Raw genomic sequence first — 21,743 nt, 5'->3', positions numbered from 1 at the left:
GCGATTATTTCTTTTCACCGAAGAAGCGGAACTGCACGATGGCGAGCAGCACGCAGAAGAAGGTGACCACCAGACCGGCTGCGGCAGCGCGGCCGAAGTTGAAGTTGGTGAACGCCTGGGCATACACGTAGTAGAGGGCGGTATAGGTATCGGCCTGACCGCGGGTCAGCACCACCACTTCCTGGAAGGCCTTGAGCGCGGCAATGGTGGAAAGCAGCGTGCACAACAGGATGGTCGGCTTGACCATGGGCACGGTGATTTTCCAGAAACGCTGCCAGGCATTGGCACCATCGAGCACCGCAGCTTCCTCGACCTCGGTCGGAATCGACTGCAGGCCGGCAAGGTACAGCACCATGTAGTAGCCGATCCCCTTCCAGAAGGTGAACACCATCACCATGTAGATGGCGATCTCGGGTTCACCCAACCAGTTGATCTGCTCCTCGATCAGGCCGAGCGATTGCAGGAACCAGGTCAGGATACCGTCGTACTTGTAGACGTTGAGCCAAACGATACCGGCGATCGAGATCGCGGTAATGACAGGGATATAAAACGCGGCCCGGAAAAAAGTCATGCCCGGCAACTTGTTGTTGACGAGCTTGGCAACGAGCAGAGCAGCAACCTGGATGACCGGCACCACGAGCAGGAATAGCAGCGAATTCTTTAATGCGTCGTGAAACAGCTCTTCGCCATACAGGTACTTGAAGTGGGCAAAGTTGTTCCAGGTGGCGGTGGCGTCGGCAATGCTGTAATCGTTGAACGCGAGGTAGGCGTTGTAACCTACCGGCCAGAAGGTGAAGACACCCATCAAGATCAAGGCTGGTGCCAGGAATAGATAGGCGATGGCGGTGTAACTGGAGGTTTTCACGGCGCAACTCGACTGTGTTTTTTGTAATGCAAGAAACAAACGGAACCGCCGTCGCCGACGGTTCCGTCCGGTACTACGCTAGCATAGTGCTAGGGGCTTACTTGGCAAGCTTCGCGTTCCAATCAGCAGCAGCTTCGTCCAGGGCAGCCTTCACCGGCTTGCGGCCTTCGATGGCGTTCTGGATTTCGTCTTGCAGCTTCTTGCCCATCGCAGCGCCGTCAGGCAGCACGCCCGGCGGGATGGTCAGAGTGCGGGCGTTGTCCATGGACTTGGCAGCCACGGCACGTGCGCGCTCAACCACGTCGGCGCTCTTGGCACCCGACTGGAAGTACGGGTCCAGGTTAGCCTTCTTGGTCGACGGGAAGGTCGATTCGGTAGCCTTCGAGAACAGGACTTGCTGCTCGTCGCCGGTCAGGTACAGACCCAGCTTGGCGGCTTCGGCCGGGTTCTTGAAGCCCTTCGGCACGACGAAGTCCATCAGCCATGCGCCGAAAGCGCGTTGGCCAGCGTCGGTCGGGAACGAAGCTACTTCGGTCTTCGCGTAAACGGCCGGAGCGTCGGTTTCGGTGCGCTTCAGAGCTTGCGGCGCGGTCGTCATCATGGCGATGCGGCCCGAGTTGTACGCAGCGATTTCTTGCTCGAAGGCCATCTTGAAGACGTCCTTCGGGAAGACGCCGGCCTTGTACAGGTCAGCAAACTTCTGCACGAAAGCAACGTGCTTCGGCGAGTTGAACACGGCCTTGCCGTTCTGCACCATCGGCAGACCAGCGTAGTAGAACCAGCCTTCGAAGCTATCCAGCTTCGGTGCGAAAGCGGCGGTGCCAGTCTTGGCAGTCACTTGCTTGGCAGTCGAAACCAGTTCGTCGAAGTTCTTCGGAGCCGACTTCACGCCGGCCTTGGCGAAGATGTCCTTGTTGTAGGCAATGATCGAAACCGAGTTGTACCACGGGAAGGCGTACAGCTTGCCGTTGACGGTCACGTCCTTGACAGCGCCAGCCGAGTAGACGCTCTTGGCGCCACCAACGTACTGGTCGAGGGCAACGATGTTGCCTTGAGCAGCAAATTCGTGAACCCAAGGCACGTTGAAGTTAACGAGGGCAGGCGGGTTGCCAGCGGCGATCGAGGCGATCAGCTTGGGCTGGATCTGGTCCCAGTTCATGTCAACCCACTTAGCCTTCAGGCCCGGGTTGGCAGCGTTGAACTTGGTAACGGCCTGTTCGAAGTAACCGTTGAATTTCGGAGCCAGGTTCATGGTCCAGAATTCGAGCTCGGTATCAGCATGAGCATGCAGAGCAGCGAAACCGAAAACCGCAGCGCCAACGGCCAACATCTTCTTAAGCTTCATCTTGTCTTCCTCTTGGAGTTATCGACAAAAAAACGCTCGGAATCGCTTCCTCGCGATACACCACATATGACTCAGTGTTTTGTTCACCAAACCATGCGGATTCTTATTGTGGACGGGAGTCTACCAGAAACCCCCGCCACTAAGTTTGACTCTGCTCAGAGAGTCAATAAGGTTTATTACTTGCCAGCGGCGAACTTGCTATTCCAGAACGCCACGGCTTCGTCGAGTGCCTGTTTCACCGGCTTGCGACCGACGATGGCGGCTTCGATTTCGTCGTTCATCTTCTGATTCATCGCGGCCTCGTCAGGCAGGCCGGACACGGTCAGCGTGCGCGAGCTCTTGATCGCCGAAGCGGCCACGGCAGTCGCTTGCTCCACCGGATCTTTGGACTTGGCGCCAGCCTGGAAGAAGGCATCGTCCAGCGCCTTGTTGGTCGACGGGAAGGTGGCGGAGGCCTTGGCGAATGCCAGTTGCGATTCGTCGTTCGAGATGAATTGACCGAGCTTCACCGCTGCGTCGACGTTCTTGAAACCCTTGGGCACCGACCACAGGAACAGGAAGCCACCGAACGGGGTTGCGCCCTTGCCTTCCGGGAAGCCGGCCACGCCGGTCTGGGCGTACACCTTGGGCGAATCGGTCTGGGTACGCTTCAGGGCATGCGCGCCTTCGCCAAACATCGCGACCTTGGCGCTGCCGAAGGCGGCGATCTGCTCTTCGAACTGCATCTTGAAGGCATCCTTCGGGATCACGCCATCGGCGTAGGCCTTCTTGAATTCCTCGACCAGCTTGACGTGGGCGGGACTGTTGAACACCGCCTTGCCGTTCTGCACCACCGGCAGGCCGTCATACAGGAACCAGCCGGCAAAGCCATCGTTCAACTTCGGCGCAAAGCCGGCCACACCGGTCTTTTCCTTGACGACGCGCGCGGTCTTCAAGAGCTCGTCGAACGACTTCGGCGCTTCCTTCACGCCCGCCTTGGCCAGCAGTTCCTTGTTGAAGAACAGCACGGCGGTGACCTGATACCACGGCAGACCGTAGATCTCGCCGTCATAGGTCACGTCCTTCAACGCGCCGCTGGTGTACACGTTCTTGAAGCCGCCCACCTGCTTGGTGATCGGCTGAATGATTTTCTGCTGGGCGAACTGGTCCATCCAGGGCTTGGGCAGGTTCACGAGGCCCGGTACGTTGCCGGCAGCCACGGACGACACCACGCGGGCCTGGAATGCGTCCCAAGGCACATCGACCCAGACGGCTTCGATGCCAGTCTGCGACTTGTTGAACTTGGCGGTCAGGTCCTTCATCACGCTGTCGAACTTCGGCGACAGGCTGTTGGACCAGTACTCAACCTTCACCTTGTCGGCGGCGTTGGCGGCGGAAACCGCGAACACGGCGGCGGCGAGGGCGAGAAACGGCTTCAATTTCATTATCGACTCCAGAATATTGCTTGTTGTATGAGCGTCGTCGCCTAGCATCAACCACCGCAGCCTCTTCTGGGTCTGCTGGCGGAAAATCATCGACGGCTCGTCAAACAGTCGAACACCACTCTCGTTTTCTGGACGATTCCCATCGCGAGCTCTACTCACGACTCGCCTCTGTATTACAACCACGTCGAACAGTGCAGCCCGCCAAGTGCTCCCCTTGACCACTTGGCAGGCACATCAACCCTTGGCGTCACAAGGTTCTGCCGACTGTCCGACGAATTTCGACGCCGAAGCAGATTACAACAACTGCACGTACGGGTGAATACCGATGCAGAGCCGACCCGATGGTGCGACGCAATATCCGAATGCGTCGTCGATACGCCAGCAGATACGCACCAAAGCGGCAATTATGTAGCCCCATTGCGGTGCAATGTCAGCGCCACTACAAAACCGTAAAAACGAATAAGTAAAAACCCTAGCTACAACAGCAATTTACCGATGCAGCTCAACCGTGAAATCGTAGTAATCGCTACGAAACCAGGAATGCGTAAGCTCAACGGCAAGGCCATTTTCGAGATAGCCGACGCGAACAAGGTGCAACATCGCCTCGCCTGCAGGGATTCCAGCGAGCGCGGCAAGCTCCGGTGTGGCGTTTACCGCACCAATATTCTGTATCGCGCGTACAACAGTGAGTTTCGCATTACGCATGTATTCATACAGCGAATCACCGATCACCTGCGGGTCCGGCACCAGGTGATACGGCAGGGCGGTCTCTTCGACCGCCATCACCGTATCGTTGGCCATGCGCACGCGCTGCAAGCGGGTCACCCGGCTATTGGGCGCGAGATTGAGCTTGAGCAGCTCCTCGCTCGATGCCGTCGCCACTTCACGCTTGAGCCATTTGGAGCCCGGCGTGAAGCCGCGCAGCTTCAGCATCTCCGACAAATTGGTCAGCCGCTCCAGCGGTTGTTCGAGCTTGGGCGTGATATAGGTGCCCGAGCCTTGGCGGCGCAGGATCATGCCCTGCTCGAACAACAGATCGAGCGCCTTGCGCGCGGTGACACGGGAGACGCCGAGCAGCTCACAGAAAGTGCGCTCGGACGGCAGCGGTTCATCCGCCTTCCAGAAGCCGGCATTGATCGCAGCCGCCAGCTTGTGGCCCAGTTGCAGGTACAACGGCGTCGCACTATCCGGATCGGGTTTCAGAACGAGCAGTTTCTGCTGAGCCAGCATGGCGGCCTCCTTGCGATCAGGCCGAAACGGCGCGGTGGACCAGGATCAGGGCGCCGGCGCAGGAATCCTTGAGCGGCAGACTGGTGCTGGCCAGGAAAGCGGCCGGGATATAGGGGCGCAGCGCCTGCGACAGCCCCCCCCCGCAGATCGCAATCGGTAGCTCGGGCGCATCGGCGCGCAGTGCACTGCCGATGATCTCGATCTCGCGACCGGCTTCCAGCAGAAAGCGGCGGGCGGTCTCGTCCGATTGGCCGAACTCGACCACCACCGGCGACAGCGACGCGCACTCACCCTGCTTCATGCCGGCCATCCACTCGAACACCGTTTCACGCGTGCTGCCGGTAATGCTCGTCAGCTTGCGGGTGAAATCGGTATCCGGCGCCCGGCCGTCGACCACACGCTGGACCAGGTTGATGGCCTTGAGGCCGAGGTATGCGCCCGAACCTTCGTCCGAAGTCGGGAAACCCCAGCCGCCGACTTCCAGACGCTTGCCATCCGGCAACCATGCCTCGCCGATCGAGCCCGTGCCGATGGCGATGATGCCGCCATGGGCACCATCGAGCGCGCCCAGCAATGTGGAAAAGCCATCGGTCTCGACGACAATGCGAGCAAAGCCCGGATTCTTGTTCTCGAACTCCTGCGCCCACGCCTTCACGGTGACGCCGGACAGACCAAAGCCCGCCGCACAGCGGCTGAAGTCCACGCGCTCGATACCCAGCGCCTCGAAACCGGCGCGGATCGCCAGCGTGATGTTGGTCCAGGCCTTGTCGACCCCCTGCCCCAGCGCGGAAGCGCCGCCGTCGGCCCGCACCAGCTCCTTGCCGGACAGATCGGCAATGCAGATCCGGGTACCGGTGCCGCCGCCATCCACGCCTATCAGGTATTCGATATTGCTCATTCGCGCACTCCCTTCTCAATTCGCGGATCCGACCCGACTCGGCCAGACCACTTCATGTCCACTCGCATACCACTTGCCATCGAACCAGGCCGTCACTGCCTGCCAAGACACGGCCTGCCTGACATTTCCGGCGCGCGACTTTATGCGACCAGGATGCCAATTTAGAGAGCGCACCATACCGTGTCAATCGAGCGGACGGATAAAAAAAACCCCGCGGAAACCGCGGGGTGAATTCGAAAGGAGTGCAGCATGCGCTACACCTTCACATTAGTAATTCATTATTCATTAATCTGCAAGCGGTGCCCAGCAGGTGTGGAGCAATAACAGCACCATCCAGCTCCACCAGGCCGACCACAGCGCGTGGGAAACAAAGTGCGCGCCGCGCATCGTCTGCGCCCAGCCCATGACCCAGCCGAGAACCAGGGCCGCGATGCGAGCCCAGCGCGGATGTCGGTCGCGCAATGCAAAATGAAATGCGAGCAGGGCAAAGCCCCCGCAGCATCGCCAGCCGGAAAGCAGTGGCTAGGCGCGATGCCGGCCGACAAGGCCGCAAACAGCGTCAGGTGCGGCGTATAGCCGCCGTACTCCGCCAAGTCCTAGGGGCAATGATGGGGACTCTTCAGCTTGAGCAGGGTCACGCAGCCACTGGCCGGGACGCGTCAGCATGGCGATCAGCAATTGCAGCGCCTTGGGCGGCAAGGGCAGCGCCTCGCCATACCAGAGCGCGATGCCGCTCCGCGCGTCGTACTCAAGCGCTCCCAGCCGCAATCCGGTATCGACCACCCGCCCTTTTGCGCGCTTCACCAGCGCGGCGAGCCGCACCTCGACCTCCTTGAGCGCGAAGGGCTTGACCAGATAATCGTTGGCGCCGGCGTCGAAACCGGCCAGTTTGTCATCCAGCGTATCGCGTGCGGTCAGCATCAGGATGGGCGTCGCCAAACGGGCATCGCGGCGCAGGCGCTCGGCCACCGTCAGTCCGTCCATCCCCGGCAGCCCCAAATCGAGCACGATCGCATCGAACGATAGACTGCCAGCCAGAAGATGTAGGGCGACGAGACCATTGGGGGCGGCATCCACGACATGGCCGCGCGCGGCCAGATAGTCGTAGAGATTGGTGGCGATGTCGGCGTCGTCTTCAACGATCAGGATACGCATTGCCGCGGCCACTCACAGCCTGGTCGCGAGGTCTTTGGTGGTAAAGAACGCATCGGAGAAGAATTCGTCCTCCGGCAACTTGCGCGACACGAAATGCTTGTACGCGGCCTCAACCATCACCGGCGCGCCACAGGCATAGACCTGGTAACCGGCGAGGCTGCCGAAATCCTCCAGCACTGCCTCGTGCACGAAGCCGGTCCGGCCCGGCCACTGATCTTCCGGTTTGGGTTCGGACAGCACCGGAATGAAGGTGAAGTTCGGATGCTGCTGCTGCCACTCAGACGGCAGTTGCGGCATATAGAGATCGGCCAGCGTGCGTGCGCCCCAATACAGCACCATCTCGCGCTGTATGCCCTTCTGGAACGCGTATTGCAGCATGCCCTTGATCGGCGCGAACCCGGTGCCGGTGGCGATGAAGAGGATAGGCTTGTCGCTGTCCTCGCGCAGGAAGAACGAACCCAAGGGGCCCGTGAAGCGGAAGATTTCCTTGGGCTGCATGGTGTTCCACACATGCTCGGAAAACTCCCCACCCGGCACATGACGGATATGCAGCTGGATGTGATCGTCCTCGTGGGGCGCATTCGCGATCGAGAAACTGCGCTTCTTGCCACCCTTGGCGTGGATGTCGATGTACTGGCCGGCGAGGAACTGCAGGCGCTCGGTGGTTGGCAGCTTGAGCCTTAACACCGCCACATCGTGCGACACCTTGTCGATCGCCTCCACCCGGCACGGCAGTGTCTTGATATGGATATCCTTGGTCGCCGAGATTTCCTTGCATTCGATCACCACGTCCCCCACCGGCTTGGCGCAGCAGAACAGCGCCACGCCGCGGCTGATCTCGGTGTGCGACAACGCCGATTCGGCATGATCGCCATGCGCCACTTCGCCCGACAGCACCTGTCCCTTGCAGGCACCGCAGGCGCCGTTCTTGCAGCCGTAGGGCATGTTGAAGCCGGCGCGCAGGGCCGCGGCGAGGATGGTTTCGTCGTCGTCCGCGGTGATTTGCTGGCCCGAGGGCTGGATGGTAAGTTGCTTGGTCATTCGCTTGAGAGTCTTGGATCGCTAATGCAAAAACGGAAAGGGACGCGGCGCCTGTTGATCGTTGGTTGCGGCGACGTGCTGGAGCGCGCCCTGCCTTGGCTATCCCGACGATTCCGCGTGTACGCCACCGCGCGCTCTGACTTATCCGCCAGCCGCTTGCGCCAGCTGGGGGTGCTGCCTATCACGGCCGACCTCGACCAGCGCCGCAGCCTGTCGCGCCTGTCCGGGATCGCCCAGATGCTGGTCCACAGCGCACCGCCGGCCAACCACGGCCTGCACGATGCGCGCAGTCGCAGGCTGATCGCGGCCCTGAACCGGCCACGCAGCAATGGCGCGATTTTAGCACCGTCCCGCGCCGTCTACATCGGCACCAGCGGTGTCTATGGCGATTGCGCCGGCGCCCAGATCACGGAAACCCGGCCGCTGCAGCCCACCAACGCCCGCGCGCAACGGCGCGCCGATGCCGAGCGCCAGTTGCGCGACTGGGCCCGGCGGCGACGGGTGCGACTCGGGCTGCTGCGCGCACCGGGCATTTACGCCGACACGCGCCTGCCCACCGAGCGCATCGCCCGCGGCGACGTGGTGTTGCACGCCGTTGAAGACAGCTACAGCAATCACATCCATGCCGATGATCTTGCCCGCATCGTCGCGCTCGCGCTGTTCCGGGCTCGGCCGCTGCGCTGTTATCACGCCAGCGACGATGCGCCGCTGAAAATGGCCGACTGGTTCGATCGGGTCGCCGACGCCAGCGGATTGCCGCGCCCGCCACGGGTGGGCCGCACTGAAGCGCAGACGCGGCTGACGCCGGCCATGCTGTCCTATCTCAATGAATCGCGGCGTCTTGCGAATCAGCGGCTCAAGACCGAATTGCGGATCTCGTTGCGCTATCCGACTGTCGACGACTTCTTCGCCCGGAACTTGAATCAAAAGCAAAGCTAGACGCGGTGGCTAAACTGGAGCGAGCAGGGGCGGCGATCCGGTCCCTGCGTTCCAATTCCCGCGCGTGGCCGCACCGACTGCGAACGGGCCCATAGCCAGGAGCCTGCCATGTCCACCCCATCCCTCGCCGCACTGGTACGCGCGTTCAAACAGCCGCTCGAAGTCACCGAGGTCGCCATTGCCGATCCTGGTCCAGGCCAGATCCTGGTGCGCAACATCGCCTGCGGCGTATGCCACACCGACCTGCACGCCGCACACGGCGATTGGCCGGTGAAGCCCTCGCCGCCATTCATTCCGGGGCATGAGGGGGTCGGCGAGGTGGTCAAGCTCGGAGCGGGCGTCACCAGCGTCAAGGTGGGCGACATCGTCGGCGTGCCCTGGCTGCACGACGCATGCGGACATTGCACGCCCTGCACCACCGGCTGGGAAACCCTGTGCGCCGAGCAGCACAATACCGGCTATTCGGTGAACGGCGGCTTCTCCCAATACAGCCTGGCAACCGCCGATTATGTCGGCCTCATCCCCAAGGGGCTCGACCCCTTCGATGCCGCGCCCATCCTTTGCGCCGGCGTCACCACCTACAAGGGGCTGATCGAGACCGATGCAAAACCCGGGCAGTGGGTCGCCATTTCCGGCGTCGGGGGTCTCGGCCACGTGGCCGTGCAGTACGCCAAGGCCATGGGCTTTAACGTGATCGCCATCGATCGGGGCGCAGACAAGCTGCAACTGGCGCGCGAGCTCGGCGCCGATCTGGCCTACGACTACACCCAGGGCGACGTGGCCGCCCAAGTGCAACGCGATGTCGGCGGTGTGCACGGCGTCTTGGTCACCGCGGTGTCGCCCGCCGCGTTCGACCAGGGCATCGCGCTGCTGCGTCGCGGCGGCACCATGGCGCTGGTCGGCCTGCCGCCAGGAGACTTCAAGACGCCGATCTTCGATATCGTGCTCGCGCGTAAGACCATACGCGGCTCCATCGTCGGGACGCGCCAGGACCTGAAAGAGTCGCTGCAGTTTGCCGCCGCGGGCAAGGTGAAGGCGCACTACACGCGCGCCAAGCTCGCCGACATCAACGACGTGTTCGCCCGAATGGAACGGGGTGAACTACTGGGAAGGGTGGTGCTCGATTTGCAATAGCGCGGCGCCCTCCAGCAAAAAGCCGCCCGGGTGGGCGGCTTTTCGTTGTGAGACACGCCCACGCTCAGCCGGTCAGTGCCTTGCGCTCGCGCTCCAGCTGCGCCATCAGCCGCTGCACACTGGCCTCCGCGCCACGAGTCAGCGAGAGGAAACGGCAACCGACATGGAAACGCGCCTCACCGCTGCGCGAGGTCATCGACCGCAATGCGCAGATTTCAAGATCGGTCTGCACCACGCCGCCGACGCCCAGTTCGATCACCGCATCGTGCAACTGCACACCACACTGCAGCTTTTGCGCTTCGACAGTACTGGCCCATAAGCCCAGCCCGCCCAGCGAGAGATCGTGTAGCGGCATGACAAACTGTTGACCGTCCTGCAGCGTGAAACGACAGACGAAGGGGTGGGCCAGCGGGGTTTCGATACGGAAATACTCGCGCCGCTGCAGTTTGATCAGGTCAGGTGGAAAACCGACGATAAAGGCCGGCCGGCCGTCGACCCGCGCCTCTCGTGGGCGGCCGAGCACAAACTGCACCTTCACGCCATCCGGCGCCGCCACACAGATATTGCGATCAGAGACCAGCAGCGCCCGATTCAGCTCTTCCTGCCCACCCCAGTCGAAGCAGAAGCTGCGCGAGGGCACGTCGACCTGCAGCACGCGGGTGAGCATAAATTGGCTACGGCCGAAATGCATCGACACGAAATCGCCGCGTGTGAGCAACTGACGCAGCACGGAGCCGATCTCGAGCGGATTCACCATGCGGTAGCGCGCGAGATCGGGATCGTCCGGCAATTGCTGCAGCGCCGTGAGTTCGTCGTCCATGATCGCTCTCATTCCTCGACCAATAAGGCCAGATCATGCGCCAGGGTGTCGGGCCCGGCGCCGTAGTTCTCCAGTACCCGCAACTTGCCCTTGCGATCGATCAGGTAGCTTCCGGCCGTATGATCGACTGAATAACCGTCAGCTTGGTCCTGACGTTGGTAAACCACCTTGTACTGTTTTGCCACTGCACTGACCTGTGCTTCGCTGCCGGTGAGGCCAACGAAGCGCTTGTCGAAGGCGGGAACATACTGCGCCAGCAGCGCCGGCGTATCGCGTGCTGGATCGACCGACACGAACAGCACCTGCACATCTGCAGCCTTGTCGCCAAGCTGCTTCATGGCGGCGGACAACTCAGCCATCGTCGTCGGGCAGACATCGGGGCAATGCGTGAAACCGAAGAACAGCGCCACCACCTTGCCACGGTAGTCCGACAGCAGCCTGGCCTTGCCGGTATGGTCGACCAGCTGGAAATCGCCACCGAAGCTGGCTCCGGTGAGGTCGCTACCCTTGAATTGGGGGCGTGAGCAGGCGGCGATCGCAAGGACCGCAAACAGCATCAAAGCCAGGCGCAGGAAACGGACAATCATGACTGCAGGATCTATTAGAGATGTCTGATATCTATTATCGGCAAGTGTGCGCTGCGCTAGTAACTGACGCAAGCATTCAGGGCAGTAAGGTTACCACGGCAGGCGACGGAAGGCTGCCCCATTCTGCATCTGACGAGTGGCCTACCTCGGCAAGCAGCGGCGCATCGATACGTGCGCATAGCGTAGCCACGTTTTCCGCATAGTGCGACATCGTCGGATCGACCGCATTGGCCACCCAGCCGACCAGCCGCAAACCGCGCGCCGCGATGGCCTCCACCGTCAGCAAGGCATGGTTGATGCAACCCAGCCGCATGCCGACCACCAGGATGATGGGCGCCTGCAAGCGTGCGGCAAGGTCTGCCATCGTGGTCTGTTCGGACAAGGGCGCATACCAGCCCCCCGCCCCTTCCACCAGCACGACATCGGCGCACGCCGCCAGTTGCGACGCGCGAGCAGCAAGGTGTTCCAGCTCAATCACCACACCTGCTGCACGCGCAGCCAGATGCGGCGAAATCGGCGGCTCGAAGCGATAGGGGCTGCGCCAGGATAGCGGCGTATCGACGTTGGCGGCAGCGGCATGCGCGGTGACGTCGGCGTTCACCAGCTCGCCATCCTGCCAGACGCAGCCCGAGGCAACGGGCTTCATCGCCAAGGCCCTGAGCCCCTTTTGCGCAAAGGCCCGCAGCAGCTGGCAGGTAATGACGGTCTTGCCGACTTCGGTGTCCGTGCCGGCGATAAAGAGGGTGGTCATGCGCGGGCCGGGCGCATCGACGGCACGGGGTGCTCGAACCCGCCATCGCCATAGGCGGAGAGCACTTCGGCAATCACCACGTGATAACCGTGGTACCACTCGCGGTAACGCCGCTTGGCTTCGAGGTGACTGGCATCGCGCATCAATGCATCGATCCCGTCGCGGCCGTGCCAGTAGTACACGGCCGAGATCCGGCCGGTCTTGGGGTCTTCCCAGAATTCCTCGCCGGCGAAATCAGGCTGGCTGCGCGCAAGCTCGGCAATGGCCACGTCGAGCCGATCGAACTCGGCGTCGTACTGTTTCTTCTCGAAGATGAAGGTGGTGCTGAACACCCGGATTCCTTGTGATCAGGCGCGGGAGCGCGGTCTGAATTCGATGACCTGGCGCCCGTCGGCCAGTTGGCCGGGGCGTGGCTCGGGCTTCCAGGCATGACCGTAGACGACTTCATAGCTGCAGGGCAGCTCGCCGGCATGACGAAAGCGCTCGTACTGTGCCACCACCTGCTGCCACGCGGCCTTGCCCATCAGGCCACGATTCCGGCCCTCGGTGACGTTGTGTGCGCCGATGGCCTTGAGATCGCGCATCACCGCCTTGGCATCGGGATAGGTCAGCGTGATCTGCTCCATGTCCATCACCGGCGTCGCCATGCCGGCCTTCACCAGCGCGTCGCCCAGATCGTGCATGTCGATGAAGCGGTTCACGTGGCTGTAGCCGTCGATTCCATCGAAGGCAGCACGCAATTCCTTCAGCGTGTCCGGGCCCAGCGTCGAGAACATCAACAGGCCACCGGGTTTGAGCACGCGAAAGCACTCGGCGAACACGGCATCGGGCGTGTTGCACCACTGCAGCGTGAGGTTGGACCAGATCAGCTCGACCGAGGCATCGGCCAGCGGCAGCCGTTCGACATCGCCGCACACCTGCAGAACACGGTTGCGTTCGAACAGGTGCAGCCAGCGCTGCAGCATGCCGCCCTGCCCCTTCTGCCGCGCCACCTGCAGCATGCCGGGGGCGAGGTCGAGCTCGACGAGCTGGGCTTCCGGATAGCGGGCACGCAGCATTGGGCTGGCGTAGCCGGTACCGCAGCCGGCATCGAGCACCCGGCTGGGCGCGAGCTTGATGTAATCGAGGCGCTCGGCCATGCGGTCGGCCACTTCGCGCTGCAGCACGGCCGCGGCGTCGTAACTGCCCGCGGCCTTGTCGAAGGCCACGCGCATCGCGGCCTTGTCGGTGTAGAACGTTTCGGACATGCGTACGGGTAGCTTCACGCCGGCGCGCGACGCAGCTTGTGGCGTGCCACTTCGATCAGGCCCGGCAGGATGGAGATGAAGACGATGCCGAAGATGATCAGCGTCAGGTTGTCCTTGATAAAGGAAATGCCACCAAGCAGGAAGCCTGCGAAGGTCAGCGCATACACCCAGACGAAGGCGCCGACCACGTTGAAGGTGAAGAACTTGGCATAGCTCATCTCGGCCATGCCGGCGACGAAGGGCGCGAAGGTACGCACGATGGGCACGAAGCGGGCAATGATGATGGTCTTGCCGCCATGCTTCTCGTAGAAGGCGTGGGTCTTTTCCAGATGGTCGCGGCGGAATACCTTGGAGTCGGGATTGGCGAACAGCTTGTGGCCGAAGTAGCGGCCTATCGTGTAGTTGAGCGCATCGCCGGCCACCGCAGCGACGAACATCAACAGGCACAGGACATGGATATTGAAGAGCCCGCCACCGGCGAGCATGCCGGCCACGAACAGCAGGGAATCACCGGGCAACAGCGGCATCACCACGAGGCCGGTCTCGCAAAAGATCACCGCGAACAGCACGGCATAGGCCCAGATCCCGTACTCGCGCACGAAGGTTTCCAGGTAGGTGTCCAGATGCAGGAACAGGTCGATCGGGTTGAAATCCATGACTTGGGCTCGGCGCAGTGAAGGTTGCAGCTTAATGGTTGACGATGACGATCAGACACAAGCGAAAACCGGCGGCTCAGCCGCCGGTCTTGCCGGGATGACCAGCGGCGAGGCTCAGACGACGGCTTCTTCCTTCACCGTCACCGGCTTCACCATGTTCTCGCGCGTGACGCCGAACATCAGCAGCAAGGGCGAGGCCACCAGCACCGACGAATAGATGCCGAATACGATGCCGATGGTCAGCGCCATGGCGAAACCATGCAGTGCAGGCCCGCCCAGGATCAGCATCGACAGCACCATCGCTTCGGTCGAGCCGTGGGTGATGATGGTCCGGCTCATGGTGGCGGTGATCGCGTTGTCGATCACCTGCGGTACCGTCTTGCCGCGCAGATTGGACTTGCGGAAGTTCTCGCGAATCCGGTCGAACACCACCACCGATTCGTTCACCGAGTAGCCCAGCACCGCCAGGATACCGGCGAGCACGGTCAGCGAGAATTCCCACTGGAACAGCGCGAAGAAGCCCAGGATGATCACCACGTCGTGCATGTTGGCGATCACGGCGGACACCGCGAACCGCCATTCGAAGCGGATCGCGAGATAAGCGATGATGCCGATACACACCAGTGCCAGCGCCAGCAGGCCATGGCTGACCAGCTCCTCGCCCACCGACGGGCCGATGAACTCGACCTTGCGCAGCTCGACGTCGCCGCGTTGCTGCTTAAGCGCCGTCAGCACTTCGTTGGAGAGCTGGGCGCTGGTCTTCTGCTTGATATTGGGCAGCCTCACCATCACGTCGCGCGTGGTGCCAAGCGCCTGCACCTGCGATTCGCCGTACTTGAGGTTATCGACGGCGCCGCGCACCTGATTCAGATCGGCCGGCTGCGCGTAGCGCAGTTCCATTACCGTTCCACCGGTGAACTCGACGCCGAAATTCAGCCCCTTGAACACCAGGAAAAACACGGCAACGATGAAGGTGAGCAACGAGATCGCCGTCGTGAGCTTGCCGTAGCTCATGAACGGGATGTCCTGCTTGATGCGGAAGAACTCCATGTCGGCGCCCCTTTTATGCTTGTTTTTGTTGCGGCACCCACACCTGGCCGATCGACAGACCGGTCAGGCGGCGGCGGTAGCCGTAAATCAGGTTGATCATCGCGCGCGACACCATCACTGCGCTGAACATCGAGGTGAGAATGCCCAGGCAATGCACCACGGCAAAGCCGCGCACCGCGCCCGAGCCGAACATAAACAGCGCGATGCCGGCGATCAAGGTGGTGATATTGGAATCGAGAATGGTCGCCCAGGCGTGGCCGTAGCCGTTCTGGATTGCCATCTGCGGACTCATGCCGTTACGCAGTTCTTCGCGGATCCGCTCATTGATCAGCACGTTGGAATCGATCGCCATACCCAGCGCCAGCGCGATGGCGGCAATGCCCGGCAGCGTCAGCGTGATGCCGATCGCCGACAGCAGCGCCAGCAGCAGCAGCACATTGGCCGACAAGGCCACGGCCGACACGAAGCCGAACACGCGGTAGTAGATGACCATGAAGATGGCGATGGCGATAAAGCCATACAGCGTCGAATGGAAGCCCTTCTCGATATTTTCCTTGCCCAGCGACGGGCCGATGGTGCGCTCCTCAACGATGTTCATCGGCGCCGCCAACGAACCCGCACGCACCAAGAGCGAGATGTCATTGGCTTCCTGCACCGTCATGCCGCCGCCTTCGATCACGAAGCTGCCGCCGAGCTCGGCGTTGATGCGCGGCGCGGTGATGACCTGGCCCTTGCCCTTCTCGACCAGCACGATGGCCATGCGCTTGCCGACGTTGTCGCGGGTCAGCGTGCGGAAAATCGAGGCACCGGTCGAATCGAGACTGAGGCCGATCACCGGGTTATTGTTCTGGTCGTAGGTCGGCTCGGCCTTGGTGATGTTGTCACCGGTCAGCTCGACCTCGGTCTTCAGGAGTTCAGCCGAACCCTGGCCGCTGCGCACGCCGGCCACCGGAACCAACTCGAGCCCCGGCGCCACCTTGCCGGTAAAGGCATCGGCGATCTTCTGCTGGTCGTCCTCGACCATGCGCACTTCCAGCGTGGCGGTGCGCCCCAGGATGTCCTTGGCCTTGGCGGTGTCCTGCACCCCCGGCAGCTGCACCACGATCCGGCCCTGGCCCTGCTGCTGGATGATGGGTTCGGCGACGCCCAGCTCGTTCACCCGGTTGTGCAGCGTGGTGATGTTCTGCGCGACCGCATCGTTCTGCAGCTTGATCTGCGCCTCGGGCGAGAAGCGCACGATCAGGCGATAGTCGCCTGGGTTGCGGCTTTCCTCGACCTTGAGGTCCGGCAACACGCGGCGCACGGCACCCGCGGCACGGGCCAGCGTTTCCTCGTCGCGCAGACCGACCGAGACGCTTTCGCGCTCGCGGGTCACGCGGCCATAACGGATCTTCTGGTCCTTGAGCTCGCGGCGGATGTCGCCGGCGACCTTTTCCAGCTGCTTGTCGACTGCGGCCTTCATGTCCACTTCCAAAAGGAAGTGCACACCACCGCGCAAGTCGAGGCCCAGGAACATCGGCTTGCCGCCGATCTTGGCGAGCCAGGCCGGGGTTTGCGGCAACAGGTTGAGCGCCACGATGTAATCGTCGCCCAGCGCCGTCTGGATCACGTCCTTGGCCTTGAGCTGGGTTTCCGTGTCATGGAAACGCAGCTTGAACGAAGTGACATCGGGGATGCGCTCATCCGGGGTGATCCCGGCGGCCTTCAGCGCAGCCAGCGTCCGTGCATGCGTGGCCTGATCCACCTTCGCGGTGGAGCGCGCGGCCGAAATCTGCACGGCCGGGCTTTCACCGAAGAAGTTGGGCAGGGTATAGAGCAGAGCTGCGATCAGCGAAACAGCGATCAGCAGGTATTTCCAGAGCGGGTAGCGGTTCATCGCGGAGCCATCCATGAAAGAAAGGCGGCCATGCCGCCTTTCCCTCGTGATTTATTTGTTGTTCTTGATGGTGCCTTTTTCCAGGCGCTGGGAGACTGCGGAACGCTGCACGACGATTTCGACGCCATCAGCAATTTCCAGTGTCAGAAATTGCTCGCCGGCCTTGGCCACCTTGCCGAGCAAGCCGCCATTGGTCACGACCTCGTCGCCCTTTTGCAGCGCGTCGACCATGGCCTTCATTTCCTTCATGCGCTTTTGCTGCGGCCGGATCATCAGGAACCAGAACAGCACGAAGATCACGATCATGGGCAGGAAGGACATGAAGCCCATTTCCGCGCCGGCGGGGGCCGCCTGAGCGTATGCAGGTTCGATGAGGAACATTCGGGACTACCTTTGTCTGTTGGGTCGGAACGAAGCGGGACATTCTAGCCCGCACGGGTGGCTAAATCCACTCGCACACCGACCGCTAATGCAGGCATTCGGTTCCCACCGTCATACCAGTCAGCATGAAACTGACTGTAAAACACTCAATCGTCGACGCCGCGCGCACGATCGGCGTGAAAGCGCGACACCATGCCGGGGAAGTCGTCGGCGTCGATCGCATGTCGCATTTCGCGCATCAGCACCTGGTAGTAGTGCAGGTTGTGGATGGTATTGAGCTGCGAGCCGAGGATTTCGCCGGCGCGGAACAGATGGTGCAGGTAGGCGCGGCTGAAATGGCGGCAGGTATAGCAGTCGCACGACGCATCGAGCGGTCGGGTATCGAGCCGGTACTTGGCGTTCTTGATGCGGATGTCGCCAAAACGGGTGAACAGCATGCCGTTGCGCGCGTTGCGGGTCGGCATCACGCAATCGAACATGTCGATACCCTGGCTCACGCCATAGACCAGATCCTCGGGCGTACCCACGCCCATCAGATAGCGCGGCTTGTGCGTCGGCAGCTTGGGCGCGGTGTGCGCGAGGATGCGGGCAAAGTCCTCCTTGGGCTCGCCCACCGACAGGCCACCGATGGCCATGCCGTTAAAACCGATGTCATTCAGCCCGGCGAGCGATTCGTCGCGCAGCTCTTCGTACATGCCGCCCTGCACGATACCGAACAGCGCATTGGGATTGGCTTGCGCTGCGAATTCGTCCTTGGAGCGCCGCGCCCACCGGAGACTCAAGCGCATCGACTCCGCCGCCTGGCGGCGATCGGCCGGATATGGCGTGCACTCGTCGAAGATCATCACGATGTCCGAGTTCAGCACCGTCTGGATGCGCATCGACTCCTCGGGCGTGAGAAAGAGCTTGCTGCCGTTCACCGGACTCTGGAAACGCACGCCCTCCTCGGTGATCTTGCGCATGTCACCGAGGCTAAACACCTGGAAGCCGCCCGAATCGGTGAGGATGGGCTTGTCCCAGCCCATGAAGCCATGCAGGCCGCCGAACTGCGAGACCACCTCCAGCCCCGGGCGCAGCCACAGGTGGAAGGTGTTGCCGAGCACGATTTGCGCGCCGATGTCGTTCAGATCGCGCGGCGTCATTGCTTTGACCGTGCCATAAGTGCCGACCGGCATGAAGACCGGCGTTTCCACCTTGCCGTGATTGAGTTCGACCGTGCCACGCCGCGCGCCGCCGCTGGTCTTGTGCAGTGTGAACTGCAAGCCTTGATCCACCATGTGATGCCACTCCATGTCGCCACCGGATAACAGTCCGGCGCCATTCAAACGACGCAAGCCGCCATTCATGCAGCCTGCGCTTGCCGCGCCCGGCGCGGTCTAGAAATCTTGCCACCCTTATCTTCTGTGGAACACCGTCAATGCGTATCCCTGCCCTGCTGTTGTGCCTGCTGCTCACCGCGTGTGGTGGTGGCGGCGACGACACCGACAATGCCGTTGCGGCGCCCAAGCCGACGCCTGCGTCGACGCCCACGAGCGGCGCGCCAACGCCAACGCCGACCAGCAGCTCGCCGACTCCGACTCCGACTCCGACTCCGACTCCGACTCCGACTCCGACTCCCACGCCCACGCCCACGCCATCTAACGACTTTGTCAGCAGCATGCTCGATGCCCACAACAGCGTGCGCCGCGCCGAGGGCGCAAGCCTCGCTGATCTGACCTGGTCCACCTGGCTCGCGAGCTTTGCCCAGACCTGGGCCGATCACCTAGCCAACGACAACAATTGCGACCTGACACATCGCAGCGGCAGCGAACGCCTGCTCAACGGCGCCACCACCGGCGAAAATCTGGCCGCCGGCTGGTTTTCCCCGGACTACAACGGTTATCGCTGGAGCGCCGCCGATGTCATCGCGTCCTGGGCTGGCGAGAAAGCAGATTACAACTTCGCCACCAAGAGCTGTGCGGCCGGCGAGGCGTGCGGACACTACACGCAAATCGTCTGGAAGACCACGACAGCCGTCGGTTGCGCGCGCGCGCGCTGCACTGGGGGGGAGGTGTGGGTCTGCAACTACCTGCCCGCGGGCAACTACGTCGGCCAGAACCCGTACTGAGCCCGGGCCCGGCCGACGCGTCGCAGCCGGGCCTCAGTGCCCGGCGTGCATATCGAGCGGCATCGCGCCCAGCACGGTGGGATCGAGCATGCCGAACACCATCGCGACGTGGGCCACCACCAGGAACAGTGCCACCAGCGTGGCGTGAACCGCCATGCGCCGCTCGGCCCCTGCTTGGCGGTACAGCAGCCCCAGGTCCAACAGCGCCAGGCCGCCGAGCGGGATCACGCCGGCAAGATAGAACCCCACTGCGATCCAGTCTGCCGGACCGCGCCACAGCCCATCGCGCGTCAGCGGGATCACCGCGGTGAACAGCAGGTAGACGAATACCCCGCTGAAATACACGCCGGCGGCAATGCTGGCGGCGCGGTTGATACGGCGCAGCGTGCCATCCATCTGGCGCCGCAGCAGGATGAAGAGTTCGGTGATGGCCACGGTTTCGGCCAGGATCACCGGCACTGCCATAAAGAGCAGCAGATTCCACGGCTGGTTGGCGGCCAGCAATGCCATGTAATGCGTCATGTCCATGATGTAGGTCTCGCTATTGATCGTAAGCGCCGTCAGGCGCGAACCGCCGCGGCAGGCGGCGGGCAAACACAATCAAGCGAGCGAGCGCGGCGGTGGCAATGGCGGCGCGGCAGACTCCAGGCTCCGGCCCCTTGGCACGTGGGCCAGGCGCACCGCCAGATAACCCTGCGGCGCGATCAGCGTCGGCATCACCGCGAGCGGCACTGGCGCCAGACAGCAGCGCGCAGCAGCCTGGCAATCGGCATCATGCGCGGCCGGATCGGCGAGCACAGCGACGTGTGGCTGCGCGGATTCGGGGCAGGCCGCTGCCGGCGCCGCAGCCGGCCAGGCCAGCACGACAAGCATCCAGATCAGGCTGCAGAGCAAAATACGCATGGAGCATCGCCACGAGAAAACAGGCCGATTCTGCGCCTATCAGCTGCGCTTGCCGTCGGTAAATGCCAGTGGCTTGATCCAGGGCAAATCCGCCCTTAGCCCGGCAGCCCCGAGCCAGCGGCGCGCTCGAGCAGCATCGCGTCGCCATAACTGAAGAAGCGGTACTCCTGATCGACCGCGTGCGTGTACGCCGCCTTCATCGCATCAAAGCCTGCGAAGGCCGATACCAGCATCAGCAACGTTGACTTCGGCAGGTGGAAATTGGTGATCAGCCTGTCCACCACCCGGAACTGATATCCCGGCGTAATGAAGATGTCGGTATCGCCCTCGGGTTCGGCCAGCAGGCCCTGCTGCGAGGCGGCCTCCAGTGCGCGCAAACTGGTGGTGCCGACCGCGATCACCCGCCCGCCCGCTGCCTTGGCGGCCTTGATCGCCTCGACCGTGGCAGCCGGGATCGCATAGCGCTCGTGATGCATCGTATGTGCGGCGATCTCGTCGACCCGCACCGGCTGGAAGGTGCCAGCGCCGACATGCAGCGTGAGGAAGTGCGTGGCCACGCCCATCTGCCGCAACGTATCGAGCAACGCATCGGTGAAATGCAGGCCGGCGGTGGGCGCGGCGACGGCACCCGGATCGCGGGCATACACCGTCTGGTAACGTCGCGCATCGTCGTCGTCTGGCGTGTGCGTGATGTAGGGCGGCAGCGGCAAACGACCTGCGGCGTCGAGGATATCGAGCACGCTGGCATCACCGGCGAACTTCAGCAAAAAGAGATCGCCGCGGCGCTCGACCATCTCCGCCGCGAAACCGCCGTCGAACAGCAAGCGCGTGCCCGGCTTGGGCGATTTGGACGCGCGCACGTGCGCCAGCGCGTGGTGCTGATCCAGTACCCGCTCGATCAGCGCCTCGATCGCCCCCCCGGTGGCCTTGCTGCCGAACAGGCGCGCCTTGATCACCTTGGTGTCGTTGAACACCAGCACGTCGCCTGCGCGCAGGAAGCGCGGCAATTCGCGGAACCAGGTGTCTTCCAGCTGCGCGCCATCGACGTGCAACATCCGGCTGGCGCCGCGCTCGGCGGGGGGAAACTGCGCGATCAATCGTTCGGGCAGGAAATAGTCGAAATCGGAGACTTGCATCATGGCGTGGGGACGAACGGCTGCCCGCCCACCGTAAGGAAACGGGAAATTGTAGCAGCTTAACCTGGCGACAGCCCGCGTCAACACTGGCAATCAAGACAAATCAAACACTTGTTTTATCGCAAAACTACCGGGAATTTCGTCGAATTTGCTGGACAACGCGAAATCGCCTCGGCAAACTCCGCCCCATCTCAGGAG

At 62.5% G+C, this 21,743-nt stretch carries 23 protein-coding genes; 3 read left to right on the top strand and 20 right to left on the bottom strand.

The window, feature by feature from the left end; translation table 11 throughout:
- Window positions 1-4 precede the first annotated feature (4 nt).
- From NLI84_RS14800 to NLI84_RS14770, 7 genes are all read right to left on the bottom strand, one after another.
- Window positions 5-865: a carbohydrate ABC transporter permease gene (locus NLI84_RS14800; protein WP_255991388.1), complete on the bottom strand. Its 861-nt coding sequence runs from the start codon at window positions 863-865 to the stop codon at window positions 5-7.
- A 97-nt stretch (window positions 866-962) separates the two neighbouring features.
- On the bottom strand, window positions 963-2,210 hold the full coding sequence (locus tag NLI84_RS14795) for an ABC transporter substrate-binding protein (RefSeq protein WP_255991379.1): 1,248 nt from the start codon (window positions 2,208-2,210) through the stop codon (window positions 963-965).
- A gap of 176 nt (window positions 2,211-2,386) precedes the next feature.
- Window positions 2,387-3,634 (bottom strand): ABC transporter substrate-binding protein, encoded by a 1,248-nt coding sequence (locus tag NLI84_RS14790; protein WP_255991378.1) that lies wholly within the window; start codon window positions 3,632-3,634, stop codon window positions 2,387-2,389.
- Window positions 3,635-4,123: 489 nt separating this feature from the next.
- On the bottom strand, window positions 4,124-4,864 hold the full coding sequence (locus NLI84_RS14785; protein ID WP_255991376.1) for a GntR family transcriptional regulator: 741 nt from the start codon (window positions 4,862-4,864) through the stop codon (window positions 4,124-4,126).
- Between the two features lie 16 nt (window positions 4,865-4,880).
- Entirely contained in the window at window positions 4,881-5,762 is an 882-nt protein-coding gene (locus NLI84_RS14780) for a glucosamine kinase nucleotide-binding domain-containing protein (RefSeq protein WP_255991375.1), read from the bottom strand.
- Between the two features lie 522 nt (window positions 5,763-6,284).
- Entirely contained in the window at window positions 6,285-6,917 is a 633-nt protein-coding gene (locus NLI84_RS14775) for a response regulator transcription factor (RefSeq protein WP_255991372.1), read from the bottom strand.
- 12 nt (window positions 6,918-6,929) lie between these two features.
- Window positions 6,930-7,958, bottom strand: coding sequence for a CDP-6-deoxy-delta-3,4-glucoseen reductase (locus NLI84_RS14770; RefSeq protein ID WP_255991370.1), 1,029 nt, complete (start codon window positions 7,956-7,958; stop codon window positions 6,930-6,932).
- Window positions 7,959-7,982: 24 nt separating this feature from the next.
- Between NLI84_RS14770 and NLI84_RS14765 the strand changes: the two genes are divergently transcribed.
- Together NLI84_RS14765 and adhP are read left to right on the top strand one after the other, a co-directional pair.
- The gene (locus NLI84_RS14765; protein ID WP_255991368.1) at window positions 7,983-8,897 is read left to right on the top strand and encodes an NAD-dependent epimerase/dehydratase family protein; all 915 of its coding nucleotides are present in this window, start codon (window positions 7,983-7,985) and stop codon (window positions 8,895-8,897) included.
- A gap of 108 nt (window positions 8,898-9,005) precedes the next feature.
- Window positions 9,006-10,031 (top strand): alcohol dehydrogenase AdhP, encoded by a 1,026-nt coding sequence (gene adhP, locus NLI84_RS14760; RefSeq protein ID WP_255991365.1) that lies wholly within the window; start codon window positions 9,006-9,008, stop codon window positions 10,029-10,031.
- Between the two features lie 64 nt (window positions 10,032-10,095).
- Here adhP and NLI84_RS14755 read toward each other — a convergent pair whose 3' ends face one another.
- The 10 genes from NLI84_RS14755 to tgt form a co-directional block, all read right to left on the bottom strand.
- Window positions 10,096-10,851 carry a flagellar brake protein gene (locus NLI84_RS14755; protein ID WP_255991363.1) on the bottom strand — a complete coding sequence of 252 codons (756 nt, stop codon included), beginning with the start codon at window positions 10,849-10,851 and terminating at the stop codon, window positions 10,096-10,098.
- Window positions 10,852-10,859: 8 nt separating this feature from the next.
- A complete protein-coding gene (locus NLI84_RS14750; RefSeq protein ID WP_255991361.1) occupies window positions 10,860-11,438 on the bottom strand; it encodes an SCO family protein in 579 nt (192 codons plus the stop codon).
- A 76-nt stretch (window positions 11,439-11,514) separates the two neighbouring features.
- On the bottom strand, window positions 11,515-12,189 hold the full coding sequence (gene bioD, locus NLI84_RS14745; protein WP_255991357.1) for an ATP-dependent dethiobiotin synthetase BioD: 675 nt from the start codon (window positions 12,187-12,189) through the stop codon (window positions 11,515-11,517).
- On the bottom strand, window positions 12,186-12,521 hold the full coding sequence (locus NLI84_RS14740) for an antibiotic biosynthesis monooxygenase family protein (RefSeq protein ID WP_255991356.1): 336 nt from the start codon (window positions 12,519-12,521) through the stop codon (window positions 12,186-12,188). The genes bioD and NLI84_RS14740 overlap by 4 nt, the downstream gene beginning before the upstream one ends.
- Before the next feature lie 15 nt (window positions 12,522-12,536).
- Entirely contained in the window at window positions 12,537-13,436 is a 900-nt protein-coding gene (bioC, locus tag NLI84_RS14735; RefSeq protein WP_255991354.1) for a malonyl-ACP O-methyltransferase BioC, read from the bottom strand.
- A 14-nt stretch (window positions 13,437-13,450) separates the two neighbouring features.
- Window positions 13,451-14,092, bottom strand: coding sequence for a DedA family protein (locus NLI84_RS14730; RefSeq protein ID WP_255991348.1), 642 nt, complete (start codon window positions 14,090-14,092; stop codon window positions 13,451-13,453).
- A gap of 114 nt (window positions 14,093-14,206) precedes the next feature.
- Window positions 14,207-15,142, bottom strand: a complete 936-nt coding sequence (secF, locus tag NLI84_RS14725) for a protein translocase subunit SecF (RefSeq protein ID WP_255991346.1) — start codon at window positions 15,140-15,142, stop codon at window positions 14,207-14,209.
- A gap of 13 nt (window positions 15,143-15,155) precedes the next feature.
- Entirely contained in the window at window positions 15,156-17,018 is a 1,863-nt protein-coding gene (gene secD / locus NLI84_RS14720) for a protein translocase subunit SecD (RefSeq protein ID WP_255991345.1), read from the bottom strand.
- Between the two features lie 51 nt (window positions 17,019-17,069).
- Window positions 17,070-17,399: a preprotein translocase subunit YajC gene (yajC, locus tag NLI84_RS14715; RefSeq protein WP_255991343.1), complete on the bottom strand. Its 330-nt coding sequence runs from the start codon at window positions 17,397-17,399 to the stop codon at window positions 17,070-17,072.
- 146 nt (window positions 17,400-17,545) lie between these two features.
- Window positions 17,546-18,676 carry a tRNA guanosine(34) transglycosylase Tgt gene (gene tgt, locus NLI84_RS14710; RefSeq protein ID WP_255991442.1) on the bottom strand — a complete coding sequence of 377 codons (1,131 nt, stop codon included), beginning with the start codon at window positions 18,674-18,676 and terminating at the stop codon, window positions 17,546-17,548.
- Window positions 18,677-18,816: 140 nt separating this feature from the next.
- On the opposite strand from tgt, the gene NLI84_RS14705 reads away from it, so the two are divergent.
- On the top strand, window positions 18,817-19,506 hold the full coding sequence (locus NLI84_RS14705) for a CAP domain-containing protein (RefSeq protein ID WP_255991341.1): 690 nt from the start codon (window positions 18,817-18,819) through the stop codon (window positions 19,504-19,506).
- 33 nt (window positions 19,507-19,539) lie between these two features.
- Here the strand turns inward: NLI84_RS14705 and NLI84_RS14700 are convergent, their stop codons facing one another.
- From NLI84_RS14700 to queA, 3 genes are all read right to left on the bottom strand, one after another.
- On the bottom strand, window positions 19,540-20,028 hold the full coding sequence (locus tag NLI84_RS14700) for a DUF6803 family protein (protein ID WP_255991340.1): 489 nt from the start codon (window positions 20,026-20,028) through the stop codon (window positions 19,540-19,542).
- Window positions 20,029-20,106: 78 nt separating this feature from the next.
- Window positions 20,107-20,409 carry a hypothetical protein gene (locus tag NLI84_RS14695; RefSeq protein ID WP_255991339.1) on the bottom strand — a complete coding sequence of 101 codons (303 nt, stop codon included), beginning with the start codon at window positions 20,407-20,409 and terminating at the stop codon, window positions 20,107-20,109.
- A gap of 95 nt (window positions 20,410-20,504) precedes the next feature.
- Entirely contained in the window at window positions 20,505-21,545 is a 1,041-nt protein-coding gene (queA, locus tag NLI84_RS14690; protein WP_255991440.1) for a tRNA preQ1(34) S-adenosylmethionine ribosyltransferase-isomerase QueA, read from the bottom strand.
- Window positions 21,546-21,743 lie beyond the last annotated feature (198 nt).

The organism is Chitinolyticbacter albus, assembly GCF_024437655.1.
Taxonomy (GTDB): domain Bacteria; phylum Pseudomonadota; class Gammaproteobacteria; order Burkholderiales; family Chitinibacteraceae; genus Chitinolyticbacter; species Chitinolyticbacter albus.
This window is presented reverse-complemented; position numbering and strand designations above follow the sequence as displayed.

What these genes read in the sequence shown, in the direction of transcription:
- NLI84_RS14795 (WP_255991379.1), bottom strand. Translation starts at nt 2,210, where the DNA reads ATGAAGCTTAAGAAGATGTTGGCCGTTGGCGCTGCGGTTTTCGGTTTC.
- NLI84_RS14790 (WP_255991378.1), bottom strand. Translation starts at nt 3,634, where the DNA reads ATGAAATTGAAGCCGTTTCTCGCCCTCGCCGCCGCCGTGTTCGCGGTT.
- NLI84_RS14785 (WP_255991376.1), bottom strand. Translation starts at nt 4,864, where the DNA reads ATGCTGGCTCAGCAGAAACTGCTCGTTCTGAAACCCGATCCGGATAGT.
- NLI84_RS14780 (WP_255991375.1), bottom strand. Translation starts at nt 5,762, where the DNA reads ATGAGCAATATCGAATACCTGATAGGCGTGGATGGCGGCGGCACCGGT.
- NLI84_RS14775 (WP_255991372.1), bottom strand. Translation starts at nt 6,917, where the DNA reads ATGCGTATCCTGATCGTTGAAGACGACGCCGACATCGCCACCAATCTC.
- NLI84_RS14770 (WP_255991370.1), bottom strand. Translation starts at nt 7,958, where the DNA reads ATGACCAAGCAACTTACCATCCAGCCCTCGGGCCAGCAAATCACCGCG.
- NLI84_RS14765 (WP_255991368.1), top strand. Translation starts at nt 7,983, where the DNA reads ATGCAAAAACGGAAAGGGACGCGGCGCCTGTTGATCGTTGGTTGCGGC.
- adhP (WP_255991365.1), top strand. Translation starts at nt 9,006, where the DNA reads ATGTCCACCCCATCCCTCGCCGCACTGGTACGCGCGTTCAAACAGCCG.
- NLI84_RS14755 (WP_255991363.1), bottom strand. Translation starts at nt 10,851, where the DNA reads ATGGACGACGAACTCACGGCGCTGCAGCAATTGCCGGACGATCCCGAT.
- NLI84_RS14750 (WP_255991361.1), bottom strand. Translation starts at nt 11,438, where the DNA reads ATGATTGTCCGTTTCCTGCGCCTGGCTTTGATGCTGTTTGCGGTCCTT.
- bioD (WP_255991357.1), bottom strand. Translation starts at nt 12,189, where the DNA reads ATGACCACCCTCTTTATCGCCGGCACGGACACCGAAGTCGGCAAGACC.
- bioC (WP_255991354.1), bottom strand. Translation starts at nt 13,436, where the DNA reads ATGTCCGAAACGTTCTACACCGACAAGGCCGCGATGCGCGTGGCCTTC.
- NLI84_RS14730 (WP_255991348.1), bottom strand. Translation starts at nt 14,092, where the DNA reads ATGGATTTCAACCCGATCGACCTGTTCCTGCATCTGGACACCTACCTG.
- secF (WP_255991346.1), bottom strand. Translation starts at nt 15,142, where the DNA reads ATGGAGTTCTTCCGCATCAAGCAGGACATCCCGTTCATGAGCTACGGC.
- secD (WP_255991345.1), bottom strand. Translation starts at nt 17,018, where the DNA reads ATGAACCGCTACCCGCTCTGGAAATACCTGCTGATCGCTGTTTCGCTG.
- yajC (WP_255991343.1), bottom strand. Translation starts at nt 17,399, where the DNA reads ATGTTCCTCATCGAACCTGCATACGCTCAGGCGGCCCCCGCCGGCGCG.
- tgt (WP_255991442.1), bottom strand. Translation starts at nt 18,676, where the DNA reads ATGGTGGATCAAGGCTTGCAGTTCACACTGCACAAGACCAGCGGCGGC.
- NLI84_RS14705 (WP_255991341.1), top strand. Translation starts at nt 18,817, where the DNA reads ATGCGTATCCCTGCCCTGCTGTTGTGCCTGCTGCTCACCGCGTGTGGT.
- NLI84_RS14700 (WP_255991340.1), bottom strand. Translation starts at nt 20,028, where the DNA reads ATGACGCATTACATGGCATTGCTGGCCGCCAACCAGCCGTGGAATCTG.
- NLI84_RS14695 (WP_255991339.1), bottom strand. Translation starts at nt 20,409, where the DNA reads ATGCGTATTTTGCTCTGCAGCCTGATCTGGATGCTTGTCGTGCTGGCC.
- queA (WP_255991440.1), bottom strand. Translation starts at nt 21,545, where the DNA reads ATGCAAGTCTCCGATTTCGACTATTTCCTGCCCGAACGATTGATCGCG.